The organism is Caulobacter sp. FV1ye6ST (assembly GCF_058681225.1).
The window spans coordinates 537594-560490 of the sequence record NZ_CM178733.1; the positions used below are offsets into that span (position 1 = coordinate 537594).

Sequence of the window (22897 nt, forward strand, 5' to 3'; positions counted from 1 at the left end):
CGGGATAGCAGAGGGCGGGCCGGGGCGCAAAGGCTTCGGCTAAGCCCCCGGCTTTCGCAGCTTCGGCGTCACGGTCACGGTCATCAGGCGGGCGTTGCGGATGACCAGGAACGCGGTGGCCCGGCCGATGCTGTGGTGGTCCAGCGCGCGCAGCAGGTCGTCGAGGCCGGTCAGGATCTGGCTCCCCGCCGCGACCAGCAGGTCGCCTTCCTTAATGCCGGCCTTGGCCGCCGGCCCGCCGATGTCGACATGGGCGACATAGACGGCATAGGGCTGCTGGACGCCCGTCGCCCGCGCCAGGGTCGGCGGGATCGGGGCCTGCTGGGCGATCAGGCCGATCGAGCCGCGCCGCACATGGCCGTGCTCCAGCAGTTCGCCGATCACGAATTTGGCGGTGTTGGCCGCCACCGCGAAGCACAGGCCCTGGTAGCCGGCGATGATGGCGGTGGCGATGCCGATCACCTCGCCGGTCGAATTGACCAGCGGCCCGCCGCTGTTGCCGGGATTGAGCGCCGCGTCGGTCTGGATCAGGTCTTCGATCAGCCGGCCGCGCTCGCCGCGCAAGGACCGGCCCATGGCGGAGACGACGCCGGTGGTCACCGTGGCCTCGAAGCCCAGCGGCGCGCCGATGGCGATGACCAGCTGGCCGCGCCGCAGTTTCTTGGAGTCGCCCAGCCGGGCCACCGGGATGTCGGCGGCCTGGTCGATCTTGATGACGGCCAGATCGGTGTCGGGATCGTCGCCGACGCAGCGGGCGGTGAAGTTGCGCCCCTCGGCCGTGATGACCACGAAGCGGCTCGCGCCCTGGATCACATGGCTGTTGGTCAGGATCAGGCTACCCCCAACCCCTTTGGCCTCACCAATGGCGAAGCCCGAGCCGACGCCGGACATCCGGGGATCTTCCAGCATCGGATGGATGCGCACGACGCTGGGCCCCACGCGCTCGACCGCCCGGACCACGGCGTTGGAATAGGCGTCCAGCAGGTCGCCGTCGGGCAGGGCGCAATAGCCGCCCTCGACCTCGACCGCCTTGCCCGTGTCGAACACGAACTGCGCGCCCTCGGGATAGGCCAGGATCTCGTGCGCCCGCGCCTTCACCGGCCGCCTGGCGCGCGCGAAATATTGGTACTTGCGCCCCTTGAGCATGCGGTCCCCACCCAGCCGTTAAACAAGGTTAACGGGGCGGGGGCGGAGGGGAAAGGGTTTCTCCTCCCCCGCAGGCGGGGGAGGAGAAATAGTCAGAACCCCGGCGCCACGATCGCCCGCGCCGCCTGCTCGTCCTCGTGGATCTGCTCGATCATCAGCTCCAGGCTGTCGAACTTCAGTTCCGGGCGCAGGAAGGCGATCAGGTCGGTCTCGATGATCTGGCCGTAGAGATCCTCGTCGAAGTCGAACAGCCAGGTCTCCAGCCGGGTCTCGACCATGCCGGTGGTGGGGTTGTTGCCCAGATTGGCCACGCCGGGCACTTCGCGGCCGTCGGGCAGGCGGGTGCGGGTGGCGTAGACGCCGAGCTTGGGGACCACATAGTCCTCGACCTCGACATTGGCGGTCGGGAAGCCTAGCTGGCGGCCTAGTTGCTGGCCGCGCCGCACCACGCCCTCGATGGCGAAGGGGCGGCCCAGGATGCGGGCGGCCTGATCGGGCTGACCATTGCGCAGGGCGTCGCGCACGCCGGTCGAGGAGAACTTCTCGCCGTCACGGCTCGCTACCGGCTCGGCGATCGAGACAGTGAAGCCGTACTCTTCGCCATAGCGCTTGAGGAGGTCGCCACTGCCGGTGCGGCCCCGGCCGAACGAGATGTCGAAGCCCGCGGCGACGTGCTTCACGGAGAGGCCTTCGACCAGCACCTTCTCGACGAACTCGCGGTCGCCGAAGCTGGCCATCTCGAAGTCGAACGGCAGCAGATACAGCAGATCCACGCCGAGGCCGCCCAGGGCGCGGGCCTGCTGGGCGTGGGTCATCAGCTTGAAGGCCGGCTCGGTCGGGCGGAACAGGCGGCGCGGGTGCGGATCGAAGGTGATCACGCCCAGCGGCGTGTGGTCGGCGAGCGCGGCTTTGGCGGCCTGGGCGATCACCTGCTGGTGGCCGCGATGCACGCCGTCGAAATTGCCCAGCGCCACGGCGGCGCCGCGCGCTTCGGCGGGGAGGTTCTTCCAGGCGTTGACGATCTCGAGCGGCATCAGGCGACCTTGCGCGGAACCATGACCACGGCCTCGCCGTCGACCACCGCCTTGCCATTGACCTTGCAGACGGTGGCGAGCGTGACCTGGGCCTTGGCCGCGTTGATTTCGGAGATGGTGACCATGGCGGTGACCTCGTCGCCGATCTTGACCGGGCGTTTGAACTTCAGCGTCTGCGACAGGTAGATCGCGCCCGGGCCGGGCAGGGTGGTGCCCAGCACCGCCGAGATGTAGCCGGCCGACAGCATGCCGTGGGCGATGCGTTCGCCGAAGCTGGTCGTGGCCGCGTAGTCGGCGTCCAGATGCACCGGATTGGTGTCGCCGGTGACAGCTGCGAACGCGACGAGGTCGGCTTCGCCGACGGTGCGGACCAGCTGCGCCGACTGACCGACGCTCAGCTCTTCGAGAAACTTGCCCTGCATCATGATCCCCTTGTTCTTGTTGCTTACCAGACCAGATCGCCGATGGCGTGGGTCGCGCCCACGGCCTCGGCGTCGAGCAGGGCCTGGACGGCCTCCGGGATCAGCTGGCCATCGGCCCCGACGGCCGTTTCGCCATGGATGCCCTTGGCGATGAACAGGCAGGCCAGCTTCTGGTCGTGGGCGCCCTTCACGTCGGTGATCACGCCATCGCCGATGCACAGCACCCGGTCGCGATCGACGGGACGGCCCAGCAGCTGCGCCGCCTCGGCCACGGCAAGGTCGTAGATCGCCGCATAGGGCTTGCCGGCCATGACGACTTTTCCGCCCAGGGTCTCATAGAGATCGGCCAGGGCCCCGGCGCAGAAGATCAGCTTGTCGCCGCGCTGCACGACACGATCCGGATTGGCGCAGATGAACTTAAGGCCCCGGTCGGCGGCGACCTTCAGGCGGTCGCGATAGTCCTCGGGGACCTCGCTCTCGTCGTCATAGAGGCCCGAACTCAGGATGAAGTCGGCGTCCTCGGGACCGGCCAGGGTCAGGTCGAAGCCCGCCCACAGAGGACCGTCGCGCTCGGGGCCGATCTTCCAGACCTTGGTCCCGGTGTGCGGCGTCAGCAGCGCCCGGGTGGCGTCGCCCGAGGTGACGAAGCCCTGCCAGGCCGAGCGAGGCACACCCAGGCTGTCGAGCTGGGCGACCACGTCGTAGGACGGGCGCGGCGAATTGGAAATCAGCACCACCGGACCCTTGGTCTTAGCCCATTGGGTCAGGGCCGCGCACGCCTGCGGGAAACTCTCCACCCCGTTGTGGATCACGCCCCAGACGTCGCACAGGACCACGTCATAGCGGTCGGAAAGGGCGGAAAGGCCAGCGGGGAAGTCCATCATGGCGACGGCGGTACCGAGTGAAGCGGCGGGCGTCAATGTCGCCCCCGCCTTAGCTGTTCGCGAGGGGCTGGGATTCAAGGGCCAGAAGGCGACGCTTTCGAAGACCGGCGTTCCGTGACTATCCTCCGGGCGAAGAGGAGGGGCCGATGACGATACTGATCCTGGGGCTGGCTTTGTTTTTGGGCGTCCACTCCACGCGGATCCTGGCCGCGCCGTTCCGCAACGCTCAGGTCGCCGCCCATTCGGGGCGGTGGAAGGGGTTGTATTCCGTCCTCTCGGCGGTGGGGCTGGGCCTGATCATCTGGGGCTGGATCCAGTTCCGACCGATGGCGCCGCGGCTCTATGATCCGCCGCCCTGGGGACGCCATGCGGCGATGGGCCTGGTGTGGATAGCCTTCGTGCTGCTGGCAGGATCGAACGGGCCGGTCGGACGGATCAAGGCGACCGTGCGCCATCCGATGCTGCTGGGAACCATCCTGTGGTCGGCCGGCCACCTGCTGGCCAATGGCGACCAGGCCTCGGCGCTGCTGTTCGGCGCGTTCCTGGTCTGGGCGATCGCGGACCTGATCTCGGCGCTGAGACGCGGCGAGCCGGCGCCGGTCGTGACCAGGCCGGTCGCGGATGTGATCGCGGTGGTCGCCGGCACGGCGCTGTACGCGGTGTTCGTGTTCGTCCTGCACCGGCTGCTGTTCGGGGTTTCGCCGCTGGGTTAGGTCGCGTCGTGGAAGATCACCCCCAGCGTCCGTCTCCGACCTGAACGCACCTCGCTCACCCCATGCCGCAGCACGCGCCGATGTACGCCGCGCACGCCTTCCGCCGGCCGTTCGCGCACCGCGAAGATCACGCCCTCGCCTTGCCTTAGCGGCACGACCCGCGGCGCGGACTGCTGCCGGGGCCGCTGCTCGACGATGACGAACTCGCCGCCGTCGAAGTCGCGGCCCGGTTCGTCCAGCAGGAACGCCGCCTGCAGCGGGAAGACGTGCTCGCCATAGAGGTCCTGGTGCAGGCAGTTGTAGTCGCCGGGGCCATAGGTCAGCAGCAAGGGCGTGGGCCGCGCCTGGCCGGCCTCGCGACAGCGGGCCAGCATGTCGTCCAGCGCTTCCGGAAAGCGGCGGTTCTCGCCCAGGCGTTCGGCCCAGGCGTTGGCGATCGTCGACAGCGGTCCGTAAAGGCCCTGCCGGAGCCGCTGGACGACATCCGGCAGGGGATAGCTGAAATACTTGTACTCGCCGCGCCCGAAGCCGTGGCGGGCCATGACCACCCGACCGCGGAAGCCCGCGTCCTGCGGATAGAGGTCGGCGATCCCCTGGCAAGTCTCGGGTTTCAGGATCGGGCCGGTCAGGGCCCAGCCGCGCGCGTCGAGCTCGGCGGCGATGTGGCTCCAGTCCATCCGGGTCTGAGCGAGGGTCACGCCGCCTCGCGCGCCAGCAAGGCCCGCTTGCGCTCGACGCCCCAGCGGTAGCCGGAAAGGCCGCCGTCGGCGCGGACCACGCGGTGGCAGGGCGTGATCACGGCCAGCGGATTGGCCCCGCAGGCCTGGGCCACGGCGCGTGAGGCGGTGGGCTGGCCGATGGCGCGGGCGATGTCGGCGTAGGAGGCGGTCCGCCCGGCCGGGATCTCGCGCAGAGCGGCCCAGACGGCCTTCTGCAGCTCGGTCCCCTGAGCGTCGATCGGCAGGTCTGGAGCCTGGCCGGGATGGTCGATCAAATCGGCCACGGCCTTCAGGTCGGCGGCGAGGCCTTCGGCGTCCCAGGCGATCCGGGCATGCTTGAAGCGCTTTTCCAGGTCTCGCCGCAGCGCCTCGGCGTCATCGCCCAGGGTCAGCAGGCGCAGGCCCGCCTCGGAACGCGCGACCAGAGCCAGGCCCAGGCTGGTCTCGCCGACCGCCGAGCGCAGGGTCTCGCGGTTGATGTCGGGCTTGCAGCGCAGGCAGGCGCGCAGGCCGGCGGCGCGGGCGTCTTCGCGCGTGGCGTGGAAGGCGACGTTCTGGCGCAGCGGACGGCCGCCGCAGCTGGCGACGCAATAGACGCCGGTGGTGCGCACGCCGATATAGAAGGCGCCTTCGGCGGCGCGATCCTTGGCGCGCATGGCGTCCCAGCGCGCGTCGTCATTGGGATAGGTCGCAGCGATCATGGGGATCTCCTTTCGTGAGGAGATCGTGCGCCGCGCCGCGGCCCCGGTCATTCCGAAGCTTGCGGCTTGGCGCCCAAAGCTGTCAGCAGTCGAAAGACCCTACCAGGCGACGGCGCGGCGACGCAGGGCCCCGCGCATGAAGTCCTGCGGCGGCTCGGCCTCGGCCAGGACGGCGTCACGAATGGCGCGCGGCTCGCCGAACAGGTGGCCTTGGCCATAGCCGATGTCCAGGTCGAGAATGTCGACGATCTGCTTCTCGGCCTCGACCTTCTCGACGATGACCTCGATGCCGTAGCGGCGGGTCAGGGCGGCGAAGTCGGTGGCGTTCAGGTCGGGCAGCGAGGCGATGACCAGCTTGCCGTCCTGCTCTTCCAGCTGGTCCAGCATCATCTGGGCGCCGACCTTCAGGTAGCGGACGTCGGCGCGGGCCAGGTCCTGGAAGTCCAGATCCAGGTCGCTGACCTTGTCGAGGCTGAAGCTGAAGCCCAGGCTGGCCAGCCGGGCCATGTGGCGGGCCTCGACCGGACCCCGGCGATCGAACGCCGCCTGGCCCAGCTCGAAGATCACCGCGCCGGCCAGGTCCTTGTTGGCCTGCATGAACTCAAGGAACTGCGGGAAGAAGCTCTCGTCGCCCAGGCTGGCCAGGGAGATGTTGCAGAAGATCCCGACCTTGCGGTCCTGCTTGGCCAGGCGTCGGACGATCTGCACGCAGCGGAACAGCAACAGGTTGTCGATGGCCGTCATCAGGCCTTCGGGCTCTGCCACGGCGAGGTATTCGGCCGGCATCATCACGCGGCCGGTCTCGTCGCGCAGGCGCGAGAAGCTTTCGTAGAACACGGTCCGGCGCTGGGGCAGGCTGACGATCGGCTGCAGGTAGAGGTCGACGCGGTTCTCGGCCAGGGCGTCCTGCACGACCTGCAGCATGTGGCTGGCGTGCGGCGCGCGCTCGCGTCCCAGATTGTGGCTGCGGGCCGAGGCGGCGGCGACCTGGTGGTTCAGCTGATGCTCCAGCCGGTCGTTCATGCCGGCGATCAGGTCTTCCAGCTGGTGGACCTCCGTCGACAGCTCCTCGGTGCGGCGCTGGGCGTCGGCGGCGACCGACTCAACGAGATCCGACACGCGGGCGTCGACCTTCTCGATCTGGTCCAGGAGGATGGCGTGGGCTTCGCGCACGGTGTCGATGTCGCCGCGCAAGGCGGCCGCCAGGAAGGTCTGGCCCAGCACGCCGTGGAAGGCGAAGGCCAGGCCCAGACTGCCGATGAAGGCCGAGACGCCGACAGCCGGGGTCGCGCCCATCCTCCAGAGGAAGAGGGAGACGATCAGAGCCAGACAAAGATAAGCCCCCGTCAGGAGCCACAGCATCAGCCTACGCATCATCCGCCCACACGAATCGTAAGACGCAATCAGACCGACCGGCGCGCCAAGAGTCTAATCTATTAACGACCCTGCGCCATTCGGTCCTAACAGCCCTTAAGGAGCATCATAACCCAAGACGCGCGGATCGTTGAATCGACATTCGCCTCTTCGACTGATAATCGTTCGCAATCTAATCGGAGCCATTATGTCCGAGGCGTTCGCATTGTCCTCCCCGTTCCACCCAGCCGAGACCCCCGGCGTGCGTCCCCTGGCCACCGCCGGGCGGGGTGATCGCGGGGTGATCGTCAAGGTCACCGGCGTGTCCGGCGCGGCCGAGGCCGTGGTGGCGGAGGAGCTTGAGCGGCGCCTTCTGGAGATGGGCTTCGTGGAGGGCGCTTCCATCGAGGTGCTGCACGAAGGCCTGTTCGGCCGCGACCCGATCGCCGTGCGCGTCGACGACACGCGCGTCGCCCTGCGCCGCCGCGAAGCCGCCGCCGTCACCGTGAAATTCGACGGACGCTAATATCTTGGCTCTCGATACCCTCAATACCGCTTCCGACACCGCTTCGAAGTCCTCGGTCGCCGAGCCCGCCCGCGTCGCTCTGGTCGGCAACCCCAATTCCGGCAAGACCGCGCTGTTCAACGCCCTGACCGGCAGCCGCCAGAAGGTGGCCAACTATGCCGGCGTCACGGTCGAGCGGAAGGAAGGCGTGCTGACCACGCCGTCCGGCCGCCAGATGCGCGTGCTGGATCTGCCTGGCACCTATTCCCTGCGCGCCCGCAGCCCCGACGAGGTCGTCACCCGCGACGCCGTGGTCGGCAAGCTGGAAGGCGAGCTGGCGCCACAGGCCCTGATCTGCGTGGCCGACGCCACAAACCTGCGCCTCGTCCTGCGCCTGGTCCTGGAACTGAAGCAGGTGGGCCGGCCGTTCGTGCTGGCCCTCAACATGTACGACATCGCCCAGCGCCAGGGCCTGCGGATCGACCTGGAGCGCCTGTCGGCGGAACTGGGCGCGCCGATCGTCACCACGGTGGCGACCCGCAAGCGCGGCGTGCCGGAGCTGCTGGAAAAGGTCGAGGCGCTGATCGCCGAACGCCGCATGGCGGCCGAGAACGTCTGGCGCGAGCCGACGGCGGGCGAGATCCGCGCCGCCCACGCCGAGGCCCAGCGCATCTTCAAGGCCTGCGTGAAGCCGCCCGAGCGCCCGGACACCGTCACCGGCAAGATCGACGACGTGCTGCTGCACCCCGTCGCCGGCGTCCTGATCCTGATGACCCTGCTGTTCGTGATGTTCCAGGCGGTGTTCACCTGGGCCACGCCGGTCATGGACGGCATAGACGGCGCCTTCGCGGCCCTGGTCGGCTGGACCAACGCCCACCTGCCGGCCGGGCTGGCGACCAGCTTCATATCGGACGGCCTGATCGCCGGCGTCGGCAGCGTGTTGGTGTTCCTGCCGCAGATCCTGATCCTGTTCTTCTTCATCCTGCTGCTGGAAGACAGCGGCTACATGGCCCGCGCGGCCTTCCTGATGGACAAGATCATGGGCGGGGCGGGCCTGCACGGCCGGGCGTTCATCCCGCTGCTGTCCAGCTTCGCCTGCGCCATCCCCGGCATCATGTCGACGCGGGTGATCGACAACAAGGAAGACCGGCTGACCACCATCCTGGTCGCCCCGCTGATGACCTGCTCGGCGCGGATCCCGGTCTACACCCTGATCATCGGCGCCTTCATTCCCAAGCAGACCGTCTGGGGCGTGCTGTCGCTGCAGGGCCTGGTCATGTTCGGCCTCTATGCCGGCGGCATCGTCAGCGCCCTGCTGGTCTCGTTCGTTATCCGCCGCGTCTTCTGGCGCGGCGCGGTCGAGCCCTTCATGATGGAGCTGCCGACCTATCGCTGGCCCGAGCCGCGCAACGTGCTGATGAACCTGTGGACGCGCGCGCGGATCTTCATGACCCGCGCCGGCCGGATCATCCTGCCGCTGATGGTGCTGGTCTGGGTGCTGTCGACCTTCCCCTATCCGCCGGAAGGCGCGACGGGGCCGGCTATCGACTACAGCTTCGCCGGCCGCATCGGCGCGTTCATCGCGCCCGTCATGGCCCCCATCGGCTTCAACTGGCAGATGACGGTGGCCCTGATCCCGGGCTTCGCGGCGCGCGAGGTCGCGGTGGCGGCGCTGGGCACCGTCTATGCGGTGGGCGGCGACGGCGACGCGGCCGCCACGACCCTGGGCTCGCTGCTGTCCCACCAGTGGTCGCTGGCCAGCGCCCTGTCGTTCCTGGCCTGGTACGTGTTCGCCCCACAGTGCGCGGCGACGCTGGGCGTGGTCAAGCGCGAGACCAACGGCTGGACCTGGCCGACGGTGATGTTCGTCTACATGACCAGCCTAGCCTATCTGGCCTCGTTCGTGACCTACCACGTCGCCGTGGCGATGGGGGCGGGCTAGCTGCCGCTATAGACCCTTAAGCCAGGCGAAGACGTCGTCGGGTCGCTCCTGGGCCGACAGACCCTCCTGGCGCGCCACCTCGCCCAGGTTGCGCAGGCGGCCGGGCGTGACGCCGAACCGGGTCCGGAAGGCGCGGCTGAAGTGAGCGTCCGAGCGGAAGCCGTGGCGATAGCCCACCTCGGCGAGGGTCATCTGCTCGGCGCGGTCCTGCAGGATCACGTCGAAGACCCGGTCCAGGCGCCGTCGCTGGATGAAGGCGCTGACGCCGCCGGCGGGTTCGAACACCTTGTAGAGCTGGCTGCGCGACACCCCCAGATGCTCACGCACCGTCTCCGGCGACAGGTCGGGATCGTCCAGCCGTTGCTCGACGAACCGCTGGCCGGCGCTCAGCAGCACCTTTTCCAGCGGGCGGGGATCGGCGCTCATCGGTTCGCCGCAGGCCAGGATCACACCGCTCACCAGGGCGGCCGTGGCCTTGGCGGCCATCGGCGTTTCCGCCGACGTCATCGTCTCGATGGATTCCCACAGGGCGCGCAGATGCGAGGCCAGCATCCTTCCGGTCGGGCTGGCCTCCGAAACCACCCGGCCGTGGAAGTCGAGGCCCGCGGCCCGCGGGTCCAGCAGGCCGCGCGGCATCATGAGGTAGAGCGTGACGTAGGGGCTCTGGATCGTCGAGTGGTAGGGCCGCGCCATGTCCACCAGCCGGATCGCACCCATGTCGCTGCTGGCCTCGCGGCCATCGTAGTCGGCGCTCCAGATGTTCTCCCCCAGATCCAGCACCGCCATGATGGTGTCCGTCGCGTCGGCCATGATGTGGGTGAGCTTGCGCTCGAACCGTTGAGGGACGCCGACGCATCGCGCGAAGACGACAGGACCCAGTTGGTAGCCTTCCAGCCGGTTGTGGAACTCCGCCTCGGGCGACAGCAGGGTGATGTCGAACAGGTGCGCGCAGGCTTTGCGGTAGAGTTCGAGGGCGTCGGGCTGCTCGCGGGCGTCCAGCACCCATAGATCCCGACTTAGACGCTCATTCACGCGGAAGCCTCGACGAACGGCCGAGACTCATCCCGGCGAAAATTCCAGAGCAATAGAATGTGGATCGTCGGTCAATGACAGAGCCGCGAGGCCGCGCGAGAACAAGGGGCATGTCGCGCGCCGGTGGGGTACAGGCGCGCCATGCCCAGTGCCTTCTCCTGTGCGGAAACCCAGGAGGCGGGTGGGGGCGGTTCGTCGGCGCGCATCCTGATCGCGCCGACGAAACGCTGGACCCCAACGGGTGACTTTAGCGGGTCGGAACCGGGACTTCGCCGCGATAGTCGTAGAAGCCGCGGCCGGTCTTCTTGCCCAGCCAGCCGGCCTCGACATACTTCACCAGCAGCGGGCAGGGGCGATACTTGCTGTCGGCCAGGCCCTCGTGGAGCACGTTCATGATGCTCAGCACGGTGTCCAGGCCGATGAAGTCGCCCAGCTCCAGCGGGCCCATCGGGTGGTTGGCGCCCAGCTTCATCGCCGTGTCGATGGCGTCGACCGTGCCGACCCCTTCGTAGAGCGTGTAGATCGCCTCGTTGATCATCGGCACCAGCACGCGGTTGACGATGAAGGCGGGGAAGTCCTCGGCGTTGCTGGTGATCTTGCCCAGCGACTTGGCGAAGGCCACGGCCGTTTCATAGGTCGGGACGTCCGTGGCGATGCCGCGGATGATCTCCACCAGCTTCATCAGCGGCACCGGGTTCATGAAGTGCAGGCCGATGAAGCGCTCGGGACGATCCGTGGCCGAGGCCAGTCGGGTGATCGAGATCGACGAGGTGTTCGAGGCCAGCAGCGTGTCCGGACCGAGGTGTGGCTGCAGCCCGCGGAAGATCGACTTCTTGACCTCCTCGTTCTCGGTCGCCGCTTCGATGGCCAGGTCGGTCGCGCCTATGGCTTCCAGGCCCTCGGCCGCCGAGATGCGGGCCAGGGCCGACTTCATGGCGTCGTCGTCGATGATACCGCGGCCGACCTGGCGGGCCATGTTCTTCTCGATGAGGGCCAGGCCCGCGTCGATCCGATCGCGCGAGACGTCGTGGAGACGCACGTCGTAGCCGGCGAGGGCGACGACATGCGCGATGCCGGACCCCATCTGGCCCGCGCCGATGACGCCGACCGTCTTGATTTCACTCATAAAAGCCAAGCCTTCGCTTGAATTCGCGCCGGACCTGCGTGTCCGCGCCCTGGATGTGCCGACTTTTCTAGCACGAGAAACCGTGGCGCCGCCAAGGCTTTGCTGCGATGCAACGTGGGCGGGGTTGTCAGGCGGAGATCACGCCGTGGGCGGATAGGCGCGGACCACGCCCTCCGGGTCCTCGATAGCGCTCCCGTCTGGTCCTTGAGCGACGTAGTTCGGTCCGACCGGGACCTTGCCGTGGCCGCCGGGGATGTCGAGGACATAGGTCGGCTGGGCCAGGCCCGAGACCGTCCCGCGCAGGGCCTTCATGATCGCCTGGCCCTCGGCCAGGGTGGTGCGCAGATGGGCGGTGCCGGGGGCGTGGTCGCCATGGTGCAGGTAGTAGGGCCGGATCCGCATCTCGACGAATGCCCGCATCAGCTCGGCCAGCACGTCGGCGTCATCATTGACGCCTCGCAGAAGCACCGTCTGGCTGACCATCGGGATGCCGGCGTCGATGATCCGCGCGCAGGCGGCGCGGGCGGCCGGGGTCAGTTCGCGGGCGTGGTTGGCGTGCAGGGCGACATAGACGGTCTTGGTCGAGCGCTTCAGCGCGGCGACCAGACCGTCGGTGACGGCCTCGGGATCGACGGCCGGGACGCGCGTGTGGAAGCGGATGATCCTGACGTGGGGGATCGCCTCCAGGCGGTCCATCAGGTCGGCCAGGCGGCGGGGCGACAGCACGAAGGGGTCGCCGCCCGTGACGACGACCTCCCAGATCTCCGGCCGGCCGGCGATATAGGTGACGGCGGCGTCCAGCTGGGCCGGAGTCAGGTTCGCCAGACCCTCGGGACCGACCATCTCGCGGCGGAAGCAGAACCGGCAATAGACCGCGCAGGTGTGGGTCGGCTTCAGCAGCACCCGGTCGCGATAGCGATGGACGATCCCCTCAACCGGGCTGTGGACGGCGTCACCGATCGGGTCGCCGTCCTCGCCGGGGCTGCTGATCAGCTCCTCGGGCGAGGGGACGAACTGACGGGCGATCGGATCGTTGGCGTCGGCCGGATCGATCAACTCGGCCATCGCGGGCGTGATCGCCACCGCATAGCGCGCGGCCACCGCCTCCAGCGCCGGCAGGCGCTCGGGCGCAACCAGTCCGGCCTCGGTCAGGGACCGGGCGTCGCGGAGGGTTTTCCCCAAGGTCGAAGAGGGGGGCGGCATGAGGCGCGGGGATATGCGGGATTTCCGGGCCCGAGGCAAATTACGGGTCTGTTCAGCTCTGGCCCTTAACCCTGTTTCGGAAGGAGAGAGGACCATCGTGATCCAGGAACGCAACATCGTCCCGCTCGCGGCGGCCCTGGTCATGGCGCTGGTCTTTCTGTTTCTGCCCCAGGTGCTGAACGACGGCGACACCTACTGGCACATGGCCACGGGCGAATGGATCCTGGCCCACGGCCGCGTCCCCGATCACGACATATTCTCCTACACCCAGGCCGGTCGGCCCTGGGTGGCGCACGAGTGGCTGTCCGAGGCGCTGATGGCCCTGGCCGCGCGACTGGCCGGCTGGGCCGGGGTGACGGCGCTGTTCGCCATCGCCGTCGGCGGCGCGACCTGGATGCTGGTCCGCCGGCTGTCCTTGCAACTGGGCGGCCTGACCCTGATCACGACGACCGTGCTGGCCCTGGCCTGCATGAGCGGCAGCCTGCTGGCGCGGCCGCATCTGTTCATGCTGCCGCTGCTGGTGGCCTGGACGATCGAGATGCTGGCCGCCCGTGACGAAAACCGGGCGCCGCGCCTTTGGTTCGCCCCGCTGATGATCCTCTGGGCCAATCTGCACGGCAGCTGGGTGTTCGGCCTGGTGGTCGCCGGCGCCTTCGGCCTGGAGGCCCTGACCGCCCCGGACGCCGACCGCTTGAAGGTGCTGCGCGGCTGGGGCCTGTTCGGTCTGGCCAGCCTGGTCTGCGCCGCGATCACGCCGCACGGGCCGGCGGCGCTGCTGTTCCCGTTCCAGGTGACCAGCATGGCGGTGCTGCCGCACATCACCGAGTGGCGGGCCGAGGACTTCTCGCACCTCTCGACCTTCGCGATGGTGCTGCTGGCGGCCCTGTTCGTCTGCCTGGGCCGGGGCGTGAAGATCCCGACGTTCCGGCTGCTTCTGCTGCTGGGCCTGCTGTTCATGGGCCTGCAGCACGTGCGGCATCAGCTGGTCCTGGCCGCCGTCGCGCCGCTGCTGCTGGCCGGCCCTCTGGCCGAAGCGCTGGGCCATGAGCCGGCCAACCCCAAGCCCTCGCGGGCCCTGCTCGCCGGCTTCGGCGTCGTCTGCGTCCTGCTGCTGGGCGCGCGCCTGGCCGTGCCTCAGCACCGCGTCGACGGCCTCAACAGTCCGGTCACGGCGCTGGACAGCGTGCCGGCCGAGCTGCGAATTCAGCCGGTGCTCAACGGCTACGGCCTGGGCGGCTACCTGATCTACAAGGGCGTGAAGCCCTTCATCGACGGGCGCGCCGACATGTACGGCGACGCCTTCAGTCGGCGCTACTTCCAGGCCGTCGAGCCCGACCCCGTCGCGCTGCGCAAGCTGCTGGCCGACTACCACGTGGCCTGGACGATCTTCACGCCGGACGATCCGGTGGTGGCGCTGCTGGACAAGGATCCGGCCTGGCGCCGGGTCCACGCTGACCCGTACGGCGTGGTCCATCAGCGGGTGAATTAGCCCTCCGCCACCGGCGTCCAGACCACGTCCTCGATCCGTCGCGCGCCGGTGGCCAGGAGCACCAGGCGGTCGAAGCCGAGGGCCGATCCCGACGCTTCTGGCATGTGCTCCAGGGCGGCCAGGAAGTCCTCGTCGAGCGGATAGCGCTCGCCGTAGATGCGGGCCTTCTCGTCCATCTCGATCATGAACCGCCGACGCTGCTCGGCCGGGTCGGTGAGCTCTCCGAAGGCATTGGCCAGTTCGACCCCGCAAGCATAGAGCTCGAACCGTTCGGCCACGCGCGGGTCGGCGTCCTTCGGCCGGGCCAGGGCCGCTTCCGAGATCGGATATTCGCACAGCACCGTGGCGCGACCTTCGCCCAGGCGCGGTTCGACCTTCTCTACGATGATGCGGCTGAAGACGTCGGCCCAGCCGTCGTCATCGGCCACCCGGATGCCGGCGGCGCGGGCGGCTTCGGCCAGGGCGTCGCGGTCCGTGGCGCCATCGGCGGCGATGCTGGCCAGCAGATCGACGCCGGCGTGGCGGTCGAAGGCCTCGGCCACCGACAGTCGCTCGGGCTCGGCGAACGGATCGCAGACCATGCCCCGGAAGTTTAAGCGCCTGGCGCCCGCCGTCTCGGCCGCCAGGGCCAGCAGGGTCGCGCAGTCGTCCATCAGCGTCTGATAGGGCGCGCCGGCCCGGTACCATTCCAGCATGGTGAATTCGGGATGGTGCAGCGGCCCGCGCTCGCGGTTGCGCCAGACCTTGCCCAGGCTGAAGATCTTCTCCTCGCCCGCCGCCAGCAGCTTCTTGCAGGCGAACTCCGGCGAGGTGTGGAGGTAGAGCGGGCTGGCCTCTCCAGAGATCGTCAGCGCCTGCGTCGCGAAGGCGTGCAGGTGGGCCTCGTTGCCAGGGGACACCTGCAGGGCCGCGGCCTCGACCTCCTCGAATCCCTGGGCCTCGAACCAGGCGCGGAACGCCTTGGTGATGCGGTTGCGGGCCAGCAGGAACGGGCGGCGGTCGGCGTGGACGCCTGCGCGCCACCACGGGGAAGAGGTCTGGGACAAGGACAGAAACCGAAGAAGCTGGAGATTTCGCCCCGATCGCTATAGGAGGGCGAACACAGATCAATAGCATGATCGCGCCCGCGGCCTCGCGCGCGCTTTCTTCCAAGGACGGAATTTAAGTGAAGGTCGCAGCCAGCTCGCTCCGCAAAGGCGCCGTCGTCGACATGGACGGCAAGCTCTACGTCGTCCTGACGGTCGACAACATCCACCCCGGCAAGGGCACCCCGGTGACCCAGCTGAACATGCGCCGCATCTCGGATGGCGTGAAGGTTTCGGAACGCTACCGCACGACCGAGCAGGTCGAGCGCGCCTTCGTCGACCAACGTGACCACACCTTCCTGTACCAGGACGGCGACGGCTATCACTTCATGAACCCGGAAACCTTCGACCAGGTCGTGGCCACCGAGGACGTGATCGGCGACGCCGCGCCCTACCTGCAGGAAAACATGATCGTGCAGCTGTCGACGCACAACGACGTGCCGATCGCCATCGAACTGCCGCGCACCATGATCCTCGAGATCGTCGACACCGAACCGTCGGTGAAGGGCCAGACCGCCTCGTCGTCCTACAAGCCGGCCTTGCTGAGCAACGGCGTCAAGACGACTGTCCCGCCCTACATCACGGTCGGCACCCGGGTCGTGATCCTGACGGAAGACAATTCGTATCAGGAACGCGCCAAGGACTAAGGTTCTTCGGAGCTTCCGGACGAACCGAAGGCCCGACGGAGCGATCCGGCGGGCCTTTTGTTTGCGTCCGCGTCGGCCGGACAACAGGTCCTGGGGGAGCCGCTTCACGGAGCCCCGCGCCAAAGCTTAGAGGCCGATGGCCTCCAGTTGCGCGGCGCTCATGGCGTCGAGTTGGGCGGCGGTGAGCTTGTTGACCTGGGCCCGCGAGAGCCCGCTCAGCTGGTTGGGGCTGAAGGCGGCGATCTGCTCGCTGGTGAAGCCCGAGATCTGGCTGGGCATGATCTGGCCGATCTGCGCGCCGGTGAGGGCGCGGATCGCCACGGCCGGCAACTGGCCGACCTGGGTGGTGGTCAGGGCTCCCAGCTGGGCGCCGGACAGCCGCGCCAGGCCCTCGGCCCCGAACGCCGTCAACTGCTCGCCCGAGAAGCCGCGCACCTGGGTCGCCGACAGGCCGCCGAACTGGTCGTCGCTCATGCCGTTCACGGCCGCCAGCGACAGCGCGCTGATCTGGGTGTTGGTCAGGGCCGCGACCTGGGTGCGGTTGAACTCGCCGATGTCGGCGGGGGTCAGGCCGCGCACCTGCACCGGCGTCAGAGCCGAGATCTGGCCGGCCGAGAGCGCCGCCACCTGGGTGATGTTCAGGGCCGAGATGTCGGCGGCCGAGAAGCCTTCCAGCTGGCCGACGCCCAGAGCGCCGATCTGGGTGGCGGTAAACTCGCCGATGTCGGCGCTGCTGAACCGCTCGATCTGGCTGGTCGTCAGGCCGCGCACCTGGGCGGTGGTCAGGCGCGCGAACTGGGTGGCGTCCAGGGCCGAGAGAATCTCGCCGCTGACCGCGCCGATCTGAGTCCCGGACAACACGGCCATCTGGGAGGAGCTCAGGGCCCCGAAGGCGGTGGCGTCGAGGCTGGCCACCTGGCTCGTCGACAGGCCGGTGATCTGGCTGGTCGTCAGGCTGGTCAGGCGCGAGGTTCCCAGGGCCGCGAAGGCCGTGGGCGACAGGGCGCCCAGCTGGGTCGGGTTCAGGTTGGCCACCTCGGTCGAGGTCAGGTTGGCGATGAACGCGCCCGACAGGCCCGCCATCTGGGTGGCGCTGAGCGTCGGCAGGCGGCCCTTGAAGACGCTGTCGGGCAACACGGCGAGCTGGGTGGGCGACAGGCCCGCGAACTGGGCGGCCGTCAGGTCCGCGATGGCCGTGGTGCTCAGGCCGCCGATGTTGGTCGTCGACAGCGCGCCCAGCTGTGAGGGGGTCAGGGCGTCGACCTGGGTGGCGGACAGCTCGGCGAAGTCGGTTGTCGACAGGCTGGCGATCTGGGTGGTGCTGAGGCTCTGCACCTGGGCCGCCGACAGGCGGGCGACTTGGGTGGCGGTGAGCGCGGCGAAGGTCGTGGGCGTCAGCGCCGACAGGAACGAACTGGAGAGGCTGCCGACCTGGGTGATGGCCAGGGCGGCCAGCTGGTCGCCGGTCATGCTTCCCGCCTGGGTGGTCGAAAGGCCGGCGAGCTGGGCCGAGGTGAATCCCGACACCTGGGTGGCGCTCAGCGCCGGCAGGGCGTCGCTGGCCAGGGCCCCGACCTGGATCGAGCTGAGCGCCGCCAGCTGGGTGGCCGACAGGCCGCCGAGCTGGGTCGATTGCAGGGCCGAGATCTGCGACGGGACGAGGGCGCGGACCTGGGCGGTGCTCAGGGCGGCCAGCTGGTCGGGCTTGAGGGCCGCCACGTCCGTGGCCGAGAGACCGCCCAGCTGCGACGCGGCGATGGCGCCCACCTGGGTCGTGCTCAACTCGCCGATATCCTCGGGCGTCAGGCCGCGCAGCTGGGTGGCGTTCAGGCCGCCGATCTGGGTGGTGGTCAGCGCCGCGACGCGCGCGGCGTCCAGGGCCGAGAAGGCGGTCGCCGACAGGCCGCCGATCTGGGCAGGGGTCAGCAGGCGCAGACGCTCCGTCTCGATCGCCGCCGCCGCCGTGCCGCTCAGGCCGGCCAGCTGGCTGGCGCGCAGGCCGGTCCACTGGGTGGTGTCGAGATAGGTGAGGTCGGTCGCGTCCAGGCCGCTCAGTTGGGTGGCGGTGAGGCCCTGAACCTGGGTGACCGCCAGCCCCGCCCATTGGGTGGCGTTGAGATTGCCGATCGTCTCCGGGCTCAGGGCGCCCAGCTGTATCCCGGTCAGGGCGGCGATCTGGGTGGGGGCCAGGACGCCGAACATCGTCGTGGCGAAACCCTTCAGCTGCGTCGACGTCAGGCCGCGCAACTGGGCGCTGGTCAATTGCCGCAAGCTTTCGGGGCTCAGGCGGCCCAGATTGGTCACCGACAGCGCGCCCAGCTGGCTGGCGTTCAGGCTGCCCAGCTGGGTGGCGGTCAGGTTCGAGGCGATGTCGGATGGCAAACCGGCCATCTGGTCGGTGGTCAGACCGCGCAGCTGGGCAGCGCCCAGGGCCGCGATCTGGGCGGCGCTCAGGCTGTCCAGCGCCGTGGTCGACATCTTGCCGACCTGGGTGCTGCCCAAGACGCTGACGGCCGTGGCCGACAGGTGCGGGACCAGGACGCCGACCTGGGTCCCGTCCAGGGCGCCGATCTGGGCGGCGCTCAGCTCGGCGACGTCGCCGTCCGTCAAACCCTTCAGCTGGGTGGTCGTCAGGCCGCGCATCTGCACGACGTTGAGCCGGGCCGTCTGGGTCGCGTCCAGGGCCGACAGCGCTTCGGGCGTCAGGCCGCCGATCTGCGTGGCGCTCAGCGCGGCCACCTCGGTGGTGGTCAGCCGGCCGATGTCGGTGGGCGTCAGCACCTTCATCTGCGTGGCCGTGACGCCCTTCAGCTGAAGACTGGTGAGGGAGGCGACGCCGCGCAGCGTCGCGAACTGCGTCCCCGACAGGGCGCCGATCTGGTCGAACGTCAGGGCCCCGACCTGCTCGGACGTCATGGCGGCCAGATCGCTGGTCGACAGCGCCTTTACCTGCAGCGGCAGCAGCGCCTTGATCTGGGTCGGGGTGAACGCGGCGAAGTCCTCGTCCGACAACGCCGCCAGCCGTTCGGGGGGCAGTTCGCGGATCTGGGCGGCGGTGAAGGCTTTCAGCTGGGCGCGGGTGAATTCGTTGAAGTCGTCGCCGTTCAGGCCCTTCAACTGCTCGGTCCGCAAGCGGGCGATCTGACTGGCGGTGAGCGCGGCCACATGGGTGGCGTCGAGACTGGAGAAGGCCGTGGCCGACAGTCCGCCGATCGCCACGGGGTCCATGGCGGCCAGCAGTTCAGGCTTGAGGGCGTCGACCGCGGTCACGGACAAGCCGCCGGTGTGGTTGCCGGTCAGGCCGGCGATCTGGGCCGGCGTTAGTTGGTTCAGGAAATCGGCGCCGGCGCGGCCGATCTCGGCGGAAGGCAGGCTGCGGATCTGGGCTGGCTTCAGCGCGGCGATCCGCTCGGGGCCCAGCGCCTTGAGCTGGCTGGCGGTCAGGGCCGACATCTGCAGGGTGCTGGCGCCGGCCCACTGTTCGGGGGTCGTCAGGGCGATGGCGTCGGCGCTCAGGCCTTTAAGAGTCGCGACCGACAGGCCGGCGAACTGGGCGGGGCTGAGTGCTCCGACCTGATCGGCCGACAGGCTGGCGAACTGTGTCTGGGTCAGGCCGCCGATCTGGGTGGCGCTGAGGGACGATAGCTGCTGGTTGCTGAATTCGCCGATGTCGGACGCGGGCAGCTGCCGCAGCTGAGCTGGGGTCAGGGACCGCACCTGGGCCAGCGACAGGCTCTGGACCTGTTCGCGCGACAGGGCCGAGACCGCCGTCGAGGACAGGGCGACGATCTGGGTCAGGGCCAGGCTGTCCAGCGCCGTGGTGCTGAGCCGCGCGATGGTCGTGCCCGACAGGGCCTGCACCTGGGCGGCGTTCAGCAGCTTCAATTGGTCGGCGCTGAAGGCGACGGCCGAGGACAGGCGCGGCAGCTGGGTGGTGGTCAGCGCCGACAGCTGGGTCTTGTTGAAGCTGGCGAACTGCTCGGCGGTCAGGCCGCTTATGGCCGTGGCCGAGATCGCCGCGACCTGAGCCTTGGTCAGCTTGGCGAATTCGGACGGCGGAGCCTCGGCCAGGGCCGCGGCGCTCAGCGCGGCGATGCGGGCGGCGGGCAGGCTGGACAGGGCCAAGCTATCGGAAACGCCGGCCACCATCGCTACTCCATACACTTAACGCGCCGCGGGCGCCTCCAACACGATCGGACGAATCGCGGGTCCACTTTAGGTGGAAAATCGTACAGTTTAAACTATATTCCGACTTTGGCGTAGCGGGTCAAGCCTTCGACCAGGGCGTCGAAGACCAGCCGGACCCGGCGGACGTCCTTCAGGTCCTCGTGGGTGACCACGAAGGTCTCCAGGTCGATGACGAAGGTGTCGGTCATCACCCGCTCGAGCATCGGGTCTCGCGCGGCCAGGCCGACCTGGCAGATGCCCAGGCCCAGGCCCGCCCGGATCGCCGCCAGCTGGGCCACGTCGTTGTCGGTGCGGAAGGCGAAATCCTCGACTCGCAGATCCACGCCAAGGCCCATGGCCTTGACCGCCCGAACGCCGATCGTCTCGCTCTCGTAGCCGATCAGCGGCATCCGGCGCGCCTGTTCCATGGTCGTCGGCCGGCCCCAGGCGTCCAGCACGCGCTTGTGGGCGAACATCCCCAGGCTGATGGCGCCGACCCGCTTGGCGACCAGAGCCTCCTGGGTAGGGCGCACCATCCGCACGGCGATGTCGGCCTCGCGGCGCAGCAGGTCCTCGCTGCGGTTGTTCAAGGCCAGCTCGAACACCAGGCCCGGATGCGTCTCGCGCAACGCCGCCAGGATCGCCGGCAGCACTTCCATGCCGACCACCTCGCTGGCGGTGATCCGCACCGCGCCCGAGGCCGCGCCCGCCTCGGCCGAGGCGGCGCGGGCCAGGGAGGCGGCGGCCAGCGCCATGGCCCGGGCGTGCTGGGCCAGGTCCTTGCCCAGCGCCGTCGGCGTCAGGCCCGAGGGTGAGCGGGTGAAGAGGGCCACGCCCAACTGGGCCTCCAGGTCCTCGATCCGTCGCCGCACCGTGGGCTGGGCCGCGCCCAACCGGCGAGCGGCGGCCGACAGACTGCCGGTGTCGATCACGGCCAGGAAGGCGCGCTGGCGCTCCCAGTCAACGGCGTCGGGCGGATCCAGGCTCATTCATTTCTGATAGGCCGATCAATCATTCTCGGCAATTTCTATCAAGAGATGCGCGGCGCATCTTCCGGTCATCGACCTTCACGGAGACGCCCGATGACCACCCCCAACCGTATCGCTCTCGTCCTCGGCGCCAATGGCGGCGCGGGCGGAGAAGCCGCCGCCGCCCTGGTCCGCCGCGGCTGGACCGTCCGCGCCCTGGTCCGCGACCTGAGCAAGGCCACGCGCCCGGACTTCGAGTACATACAGGGCGACGTGATGGACCGCGCCGCCGTGGTCGCCGCGGCCAAGGGCGCGTCGATCATCGTCCACGCGGTCAACCCGCCCGGCTATCGCGGCTGGAAGAAACTGGTCCTGCCGATGATCGACAACAGCATCGCCGCCGCCCGCGCCAGCGGGGCGAGGATCCTGCTGCCGGGTACGATCTACAACTACGATCCCGCCGCCCACGCCCTGATCGACGAGACCACGCCGCAACGCGCCTTCACCCGCAAGGGCAAGATCCGCGTCGAGATGGAGGCCCGGCTCGAAGCCGCCGCCGCCAGCGGCGTGCGCTCGCTCATCCTGCGGGCCGGCGACTATTTTGGGCCGCGCTCGACAGCGAACAGCTGGTTCGCCTCGGGCATGGTCACGCCGGGCAAGCCGGTGAAGACCATCCTCTATCCGGGCGACAAGGGCGTCGGCCACGCCTGGGCCTATCTGCCCGACGTGGGCGAGACCTTCGCGCGCCTGGCCGATCGCGAGGCCGAATTGCCGGCCTTCGCCCGGTTCCATTTCGGTGGGGTCTGGGACGCCGACGGGACCGCCATGGTCAGCGCCATCGCCCGCGCGGCGGGTCTCAAGCGTCCCAATGTGTTCCGCCTGCCCTGGGGCTTGGTTCCGATCGCGGGGCTGTTCAACGAGACCTCTCGCGAACTGACCGAGATGAGGCCGTTCTGGCGCGAACCCGTCCGCCTCGACAACCGCCGCCTGATCGCCTTCCTCGGCGAGGAGCCCCGCACCCCGCTCGACGTTGCTGTGCGAGCGACGATGCGGGGGCTGGCTGTGCCGGTGGCGGATATCGCGCCGATGCGGTTGGCGCGTGCGGCTTGAGGGAAGCTTGGCGAGGACGATGTGGTCGGCTAGGTCTGCAGCCTAAGGTTTTCCCGCGAGTCATCATGTCGTCCACGACCGTCAAGCTAGCGCCTCAAGATCTGCTCGCCGCTTGGCGTCTTCAGCGCCGCAAGAGCTTCCCCGTCCAACTGTCGCGGTTCATGCCCATCGTCCTGATCGCGCTATACCTGTGGGGCAGTTGGCGGAATCTCGTCGACTTTGGCTGGAGTGCGCTGCTCGAAGATCCTGTCCTGCCGCTGCTCACCGTCTTCCTGTCGACGATGAACATCGTGGTAGAGACCGTGACGCTTCCCCGGCGCGCCAAGCGCATCGTGGCCCAGCAGAAAAGCCTGAGCGACGAGGTCACCTTTACCTGGGACGAGAGCGGCATCGAGATCAGCGCCTTGACGGGCCACAATCGCCTCGCCTGGGGCGACTACACGCGCTGGCTGGAGGATGACCTCATCTTGGTGCTGTTCCAGAGCGACAGTATCCTGAATCCGCTGCCCAAACGCTGTCTGAGCGACCAGCAGGTCTCCGAGATCCGGCGCCATCTCACCGCCGCGTTGGGCAAGGCGGGCAAGAAGAAAAAGATCGGGTAGCGGTCTTCTACCTCCGATCCCGCCCGTCTTCCGAGGGAACCTTGGCGCG

General features: G+C 68.9%; 20 protein-coding genes. 7 read left to right on the forward strand and 13 right to left on the reverse strand.

Features of this window, described 5'->3' with window-relative positions:
* Positions 1-39: 39 nt before the first annotated feature.
* From ACW175_RS02600 to ACW175_RS02615, 4 genes are all read right to left on the reverse strand, one after another.
* Positions 40-1146 carry a S1C family serine protease gene (locus ACW175_RS02600; protein WP_492103111.1) on the reverse strand — a complete coding sequence of 369 codons (1107 nt, stop codon included), beginning with the start codon at positions 1144-1146 and terminating at the stop codon, positions 40-42.
* Positions 1147-1238: 92 nt separating this feature from the next.
* Positions 1239-2180, reverse strand: coding sequence for a bifunctional riboflavin kinase/FAD synthetase (locus tag ACW175_RS02605; protein WP_492103112.1), 942 nt, complete (start codon positions 2178-2180; stop codon positions 1239-1241).
* Complete coding sequence (locus tag ACW175_RS02610) at positions 2180-2605, reverse strand: MaoC family dehydratase (RefSeq protein WP_492103113.1); 426 nt, start codon at positions 2603-2605, stop codon at positions 2180-2182. Before ACW175_RS02610 ends, ACW175_RS02605 begins: the two co-directional genes overlap by 1 nt.
* 20 nt (positions 2606-2625) lie before the next feature.
* Positions 2626-3486, reverse strand: a complete 861-nt coding sequence (locus ACW175_RS02615; protein WP_492103114.1) for a TIGR01459 family HAD-type hydrolase — start codon at positions 3484-3486, stop codon at positions 2626-2628.
* 146 nt (positions 3487-3632) lie between these two features.
* Here ACW175_RS02615 and ACW175_RS02620 point away from each other — a divergent pair, with 146 nt between their 5' ends.
* On the forward strand, positions 3633-4199 hold the full coding sequence (locus ACW175_RS02620) for an NnrU family protein (RefSeq protein ID WP_492103115.1): 567 nt from the start codon (positions 3633-3635) through the stop codon (positions 4197-4199).
* Here the strand turns inward: ACW175_RS02620 and ACW175_RS02625 are convergent.
* The 3 genes from ACW175_RS02625 to tipF form a co-directional block, all read right to left on the reverse strand.
* Positions 4196-4876, reverse strand: a complete 681-nt coding sequence (locus ACW175_RS02625) for a 2OG-Fe(II) oxygenase (RefSeq protein WP_492104882.1) — start codon at positions 4874-4876, stop codon at positions 4196-4198. The two genes, ACW175_RS02620 and ACW175_RS02625, sit on opposite strands and share 4 nt — an antisense overlap.
* A 17-nt stretch (positions 4877-4893) precedes the next feature.
* Positions 4894-5619, reverse strand: coding sequence for a methylated-DNA--[protein]-cysteine S-methyltransferase (locus ACW175_RS02630; protein ID WP_492103116.1), 726 nt, complete (start codon positions 5617-5619; stop codon positions 4894-4896).
* Positions 5620-5718: 99 nt separating this feature from the next.
* On the reverse strand, positions 5719-6993 hold the full coding sequence (gene tipF, locus ACW175_RS02635; RefSeq protein WP_492104883.1) for a flagella assembly cyclic-di-GMP phosphodiesterase TipF: 1275 nt from the start codon (positions 6991-6993) through the stop codon (positions 5719-5721).
* Between the two features lie 187 nt (positions 6994-7180).
* Here tipF and ACW175_RS02640 point away from each other — a divergent pair, with 187 nt between their 5' ends.
* Entirely contained in the window at positions 7181-7498 is a 318-nt protein-coding gene (locus ACW175_RS02640; RefSeq protein WP_492103117.1) for a FeoA family protein, read from the forward strand.
* 4 nt (positions 7499-7502) lie between these two features.
* A complete protein-coding gene (feoB, locus tag ACW175_RS02645) occupies positions 7503-9419 on the forward strand; it encodes a ferrous iron transport protein B (protein WP_492103118.1) in 1917 nt (638 codons plus the stop codon).
* 6 nt (positions 9420-9425) lie between these two features.
* Here the strand turns inward: feoB and ACW175_RS02650 are convergent, their stop codons facing one another.
* The 3 genes from ACW175_RS02650 to ACW175_RS02660 all read right to left on the reverse strand — a co-directional run bounded on the left by ACW175_RS02650 (position 9426) and on the right by ACW175_RS02660 (position 12780).
* Positions 9426-10421 carry an AraC-like ligand-binding domain-containing protein gene (locus ACW175_RS02650; RefSeq protein ID WP_492103119.1) on the reverse strand — a complete coding sequence of 332 codons (996 nt, stop codon included), beginning with the start codon at positions 10419-10421 and terminating at the stop codon, positions 9426-9428.
* A 277-nt stretch (positions 10422-10698) separates the two neighbouring features.
* Positions 10699-11577, reverse strand: a complete 879-nt coding sequence (locus tag ACW175_RS02655) for a 3-hydroxybutyryl-CoA dehydrogenase (protein WP_492103120.1) — start codon at positions 11575-11577, stop codon at positions 10699-10701.
* 138 nt (positions 11578-11715) lie between these two features.
* Entirely contained in the window at positions 11716-12780 is a 1065-nt protein-coding gene (locus tag ACW175_RS02660; protein WP_492103121.1) for a lysine-2,3-aminomutase-like protein, read from the reverse strand.
* Between the two features lie 97 nt (positions 12781-12877).
* Between ACW175_RS02660 and ACW175_RS02665 the strand changes: the two genes are divergently transcribed.
* Positions 12878-14269, forward strand: a complete 1392-nt coding sequence (locus ACW175_RS02665) for a hypothetical protein (protein WP_492103122.1) — start codon at positions 12878-12880, stop codon at positions 14267-14269.
* Here the strand turns inward: ACW175_RS02665 and epmA are convergent.
* Positions 14266-15315, reverse strand: a complete 1050-nt coding sequence (gene epmA, locus ACW175_RS02670; protein WP_492103123.1) for an EF-P lysine aminoacylase EpmA — start codon at positions 15313-15315, stop codon at positions 14266-14268. The two genes, ACW175_RS02665 and epmA, sit on opposite strands and share 4 nt — an antisense overlap.
* Before the next feature lie 119 nt (positions 15316-15434).
* On the opposite strand from epmA, the gene efp reads away from it, so the two are divergent.
* Complete coding sequence (gene efp / locus ACW175_RS02675) at positions 15435-16001, forward strand: elongation factor P (protein ID WP_099575711.1); 567 nt, start codon at positions 15435-15437, stop codon at positions 15999-16001.
* Between the two features lie 126 nt (positions 16002-16127).
* Here efp and ACW175_RS02680 read toward each other — a convergent pair whose 3' ends face one another.
* Both ACW175_RS02680 and ACW175_RS02685 read right to left on the reverse strand, forming a co-directional pair.
* Positions 16128-20150: an ice nucleation protein gene (locus ACW175_RS02680; RefSeq protein ID WP_492103124.1), complete on the reverse strand. Its 4023-nt coding sequence runs from the start codon at positions 20148-20150 to the stop codon at positions 16128-16130.
* A 92-nt stretch (positions 20151-20242) separates the two neighbouring features.
* Positions 20243-21157: a LysR family transcriptional regulator gene (locus tag ACW175_RS02685; protein ID WP_492103125.1), complete on the reverse strand. Its 915-nt coding sequence runs from the start codon at positions 21155-21157 to the stop codon at positions 20243-20245.
* A gap of 93 nt (positions 21158-21250) precedes the next feature.
* Here ACW175_RS02685 and ACW175_RS02690 point away from each other — a divergent pair, with 93 nt between their 5' ends.
* A complete protein-coding gene (locus tag ACW175_RS02690) occupies positions 21251-22246 on the forward strand; it encodes an NAD(P)H-binding protein (RefSeq protein WP_492103126.1) in 996 nt (331 codons plus the stop codon).
* A gap of 65 nt (positions 22247-22311) precedes the next feature.
* Entirely contained in the window at positions 22312-22848 is a 537-nt protein-coding gene (locus tag ACW175_RS02695; RefSeq protein ID WP_492103127.1) for a YcxB family protein, read from the forward strand.
* Positions 22849-22897: the final 49 nt, after the last annotated feature.

Excerpts from the sequence above, each read along its gene's own strand:
- ACW175_RS02600 (WP_492103111.1), bottom strand. The coding sequence starts at position 1,146 with ATGCTCAAGGGGCGCAAGTACCAATATTTCGCGCGCGCCAGGCGGCCG.
- ACW175_RS02695 (WP_492103127.1), top strand. The coding sequence starts at position 22,312 with ATGTCGTCCACGACCGTCAAGCTAGCGCCTCAAGATCTGCTCGCCGCT.
- ACW175_RS02605 (WP_492103112.1), bottom strand. The coding sequence starts at position 2,180 with ATGCCGCTCGAGATCGTCAACGCCTGGAAGAACCTCCCCGCCGAAGCG.
- ACW175_RS02625 (WP_492104882.1), bottom strand. The coding sequence starts at position 4,876 with ATGGACTGGAGCCACATCGCCGCCGAGCTCGACGCGCGCGGCTGGGCC.
- ACW175_RS02690 (WP_492103126.1), top strand. The coding sequence starts at position 21,251 with ATGACCACCCCCAACCGTATCGCTCTCGTCCTCGGCGCCAATGGCGGC.
- ACW175_RS02610 (WP_492103113.1), bottom strand. The coding sequence starts at position 2,605 with ATGATGCAGGGCAAGTTTCTCGAAGAGCTGAGCGTCGGTCAGTCGGCG.
- ACW175_RS02615 (WP_492103114.1), bottom strand. The coding sequence starts at position 3,486 with ATGATGGACTTCCCCGCTGGCCTTTCCGCCCTTTCCGACCGCTATGAC.
- ACW175_RS02685 (WP_492103125.1), bottom strand. The coding sequence starts at position 21,157 with ATGAGCCTGGATCCGCCCGACGCCGTTGACTGGGAGCGCCAGCGCGCC.
- ACW175_RS02640 (WP_492103117.1), top strand. The coding sequence starts at position 7,181 with ATGTCCGAGGCGTTCGCATTGTCCTCCCCGTTCCACCCAGCCGAGACC.
- tipF (WP_492104883.1), bottom strand. The coding sequence starts at position 6,993 with ATGCGTAGGCTGATGCTGTGGCTCCTGACGGGGGCTTATCTTTGTCTG.
- ACW175_RS02655 (WP_492103120.1), bottom strand. The coding sequence starts at position 11,577 with ATGAGTGAAATCAAGACGGTCGGCGTCATCGGCGCGGGCCAGATGGGG.
- ACW175_RS02620 (WP_492103115.1), top strand. The coding sequence starts at position 3,633 with ATGACGATACTGATCCTGGGGCTGGCTTTGTTTTTGGGCGTCCACTCC.
- ACW175_RS02660 (WP_492103121.1), bottom strand. The coding sequence starts at position 12,780 with ATGCCGCCCCCCTCTTCGACCTTGGGGAAAACCCTCCGCGACGCCCGG.
- ACW175_RS02630 (WP_492103116.1), bottom strand. The coding sequence starts at position 5,619 with ATGATCGCTGCGACCTATCCCAATGACGACGCGCGCTGGGACGCCATG.
- ACW175_RS02680 (WP_492103124.1), bottom strand. The coding sequence starts at position 20,150 with ATGGTGGCCGGCGTTTCCGATAGCTTGGCCCTGTCCAGCCTGCCCGCC.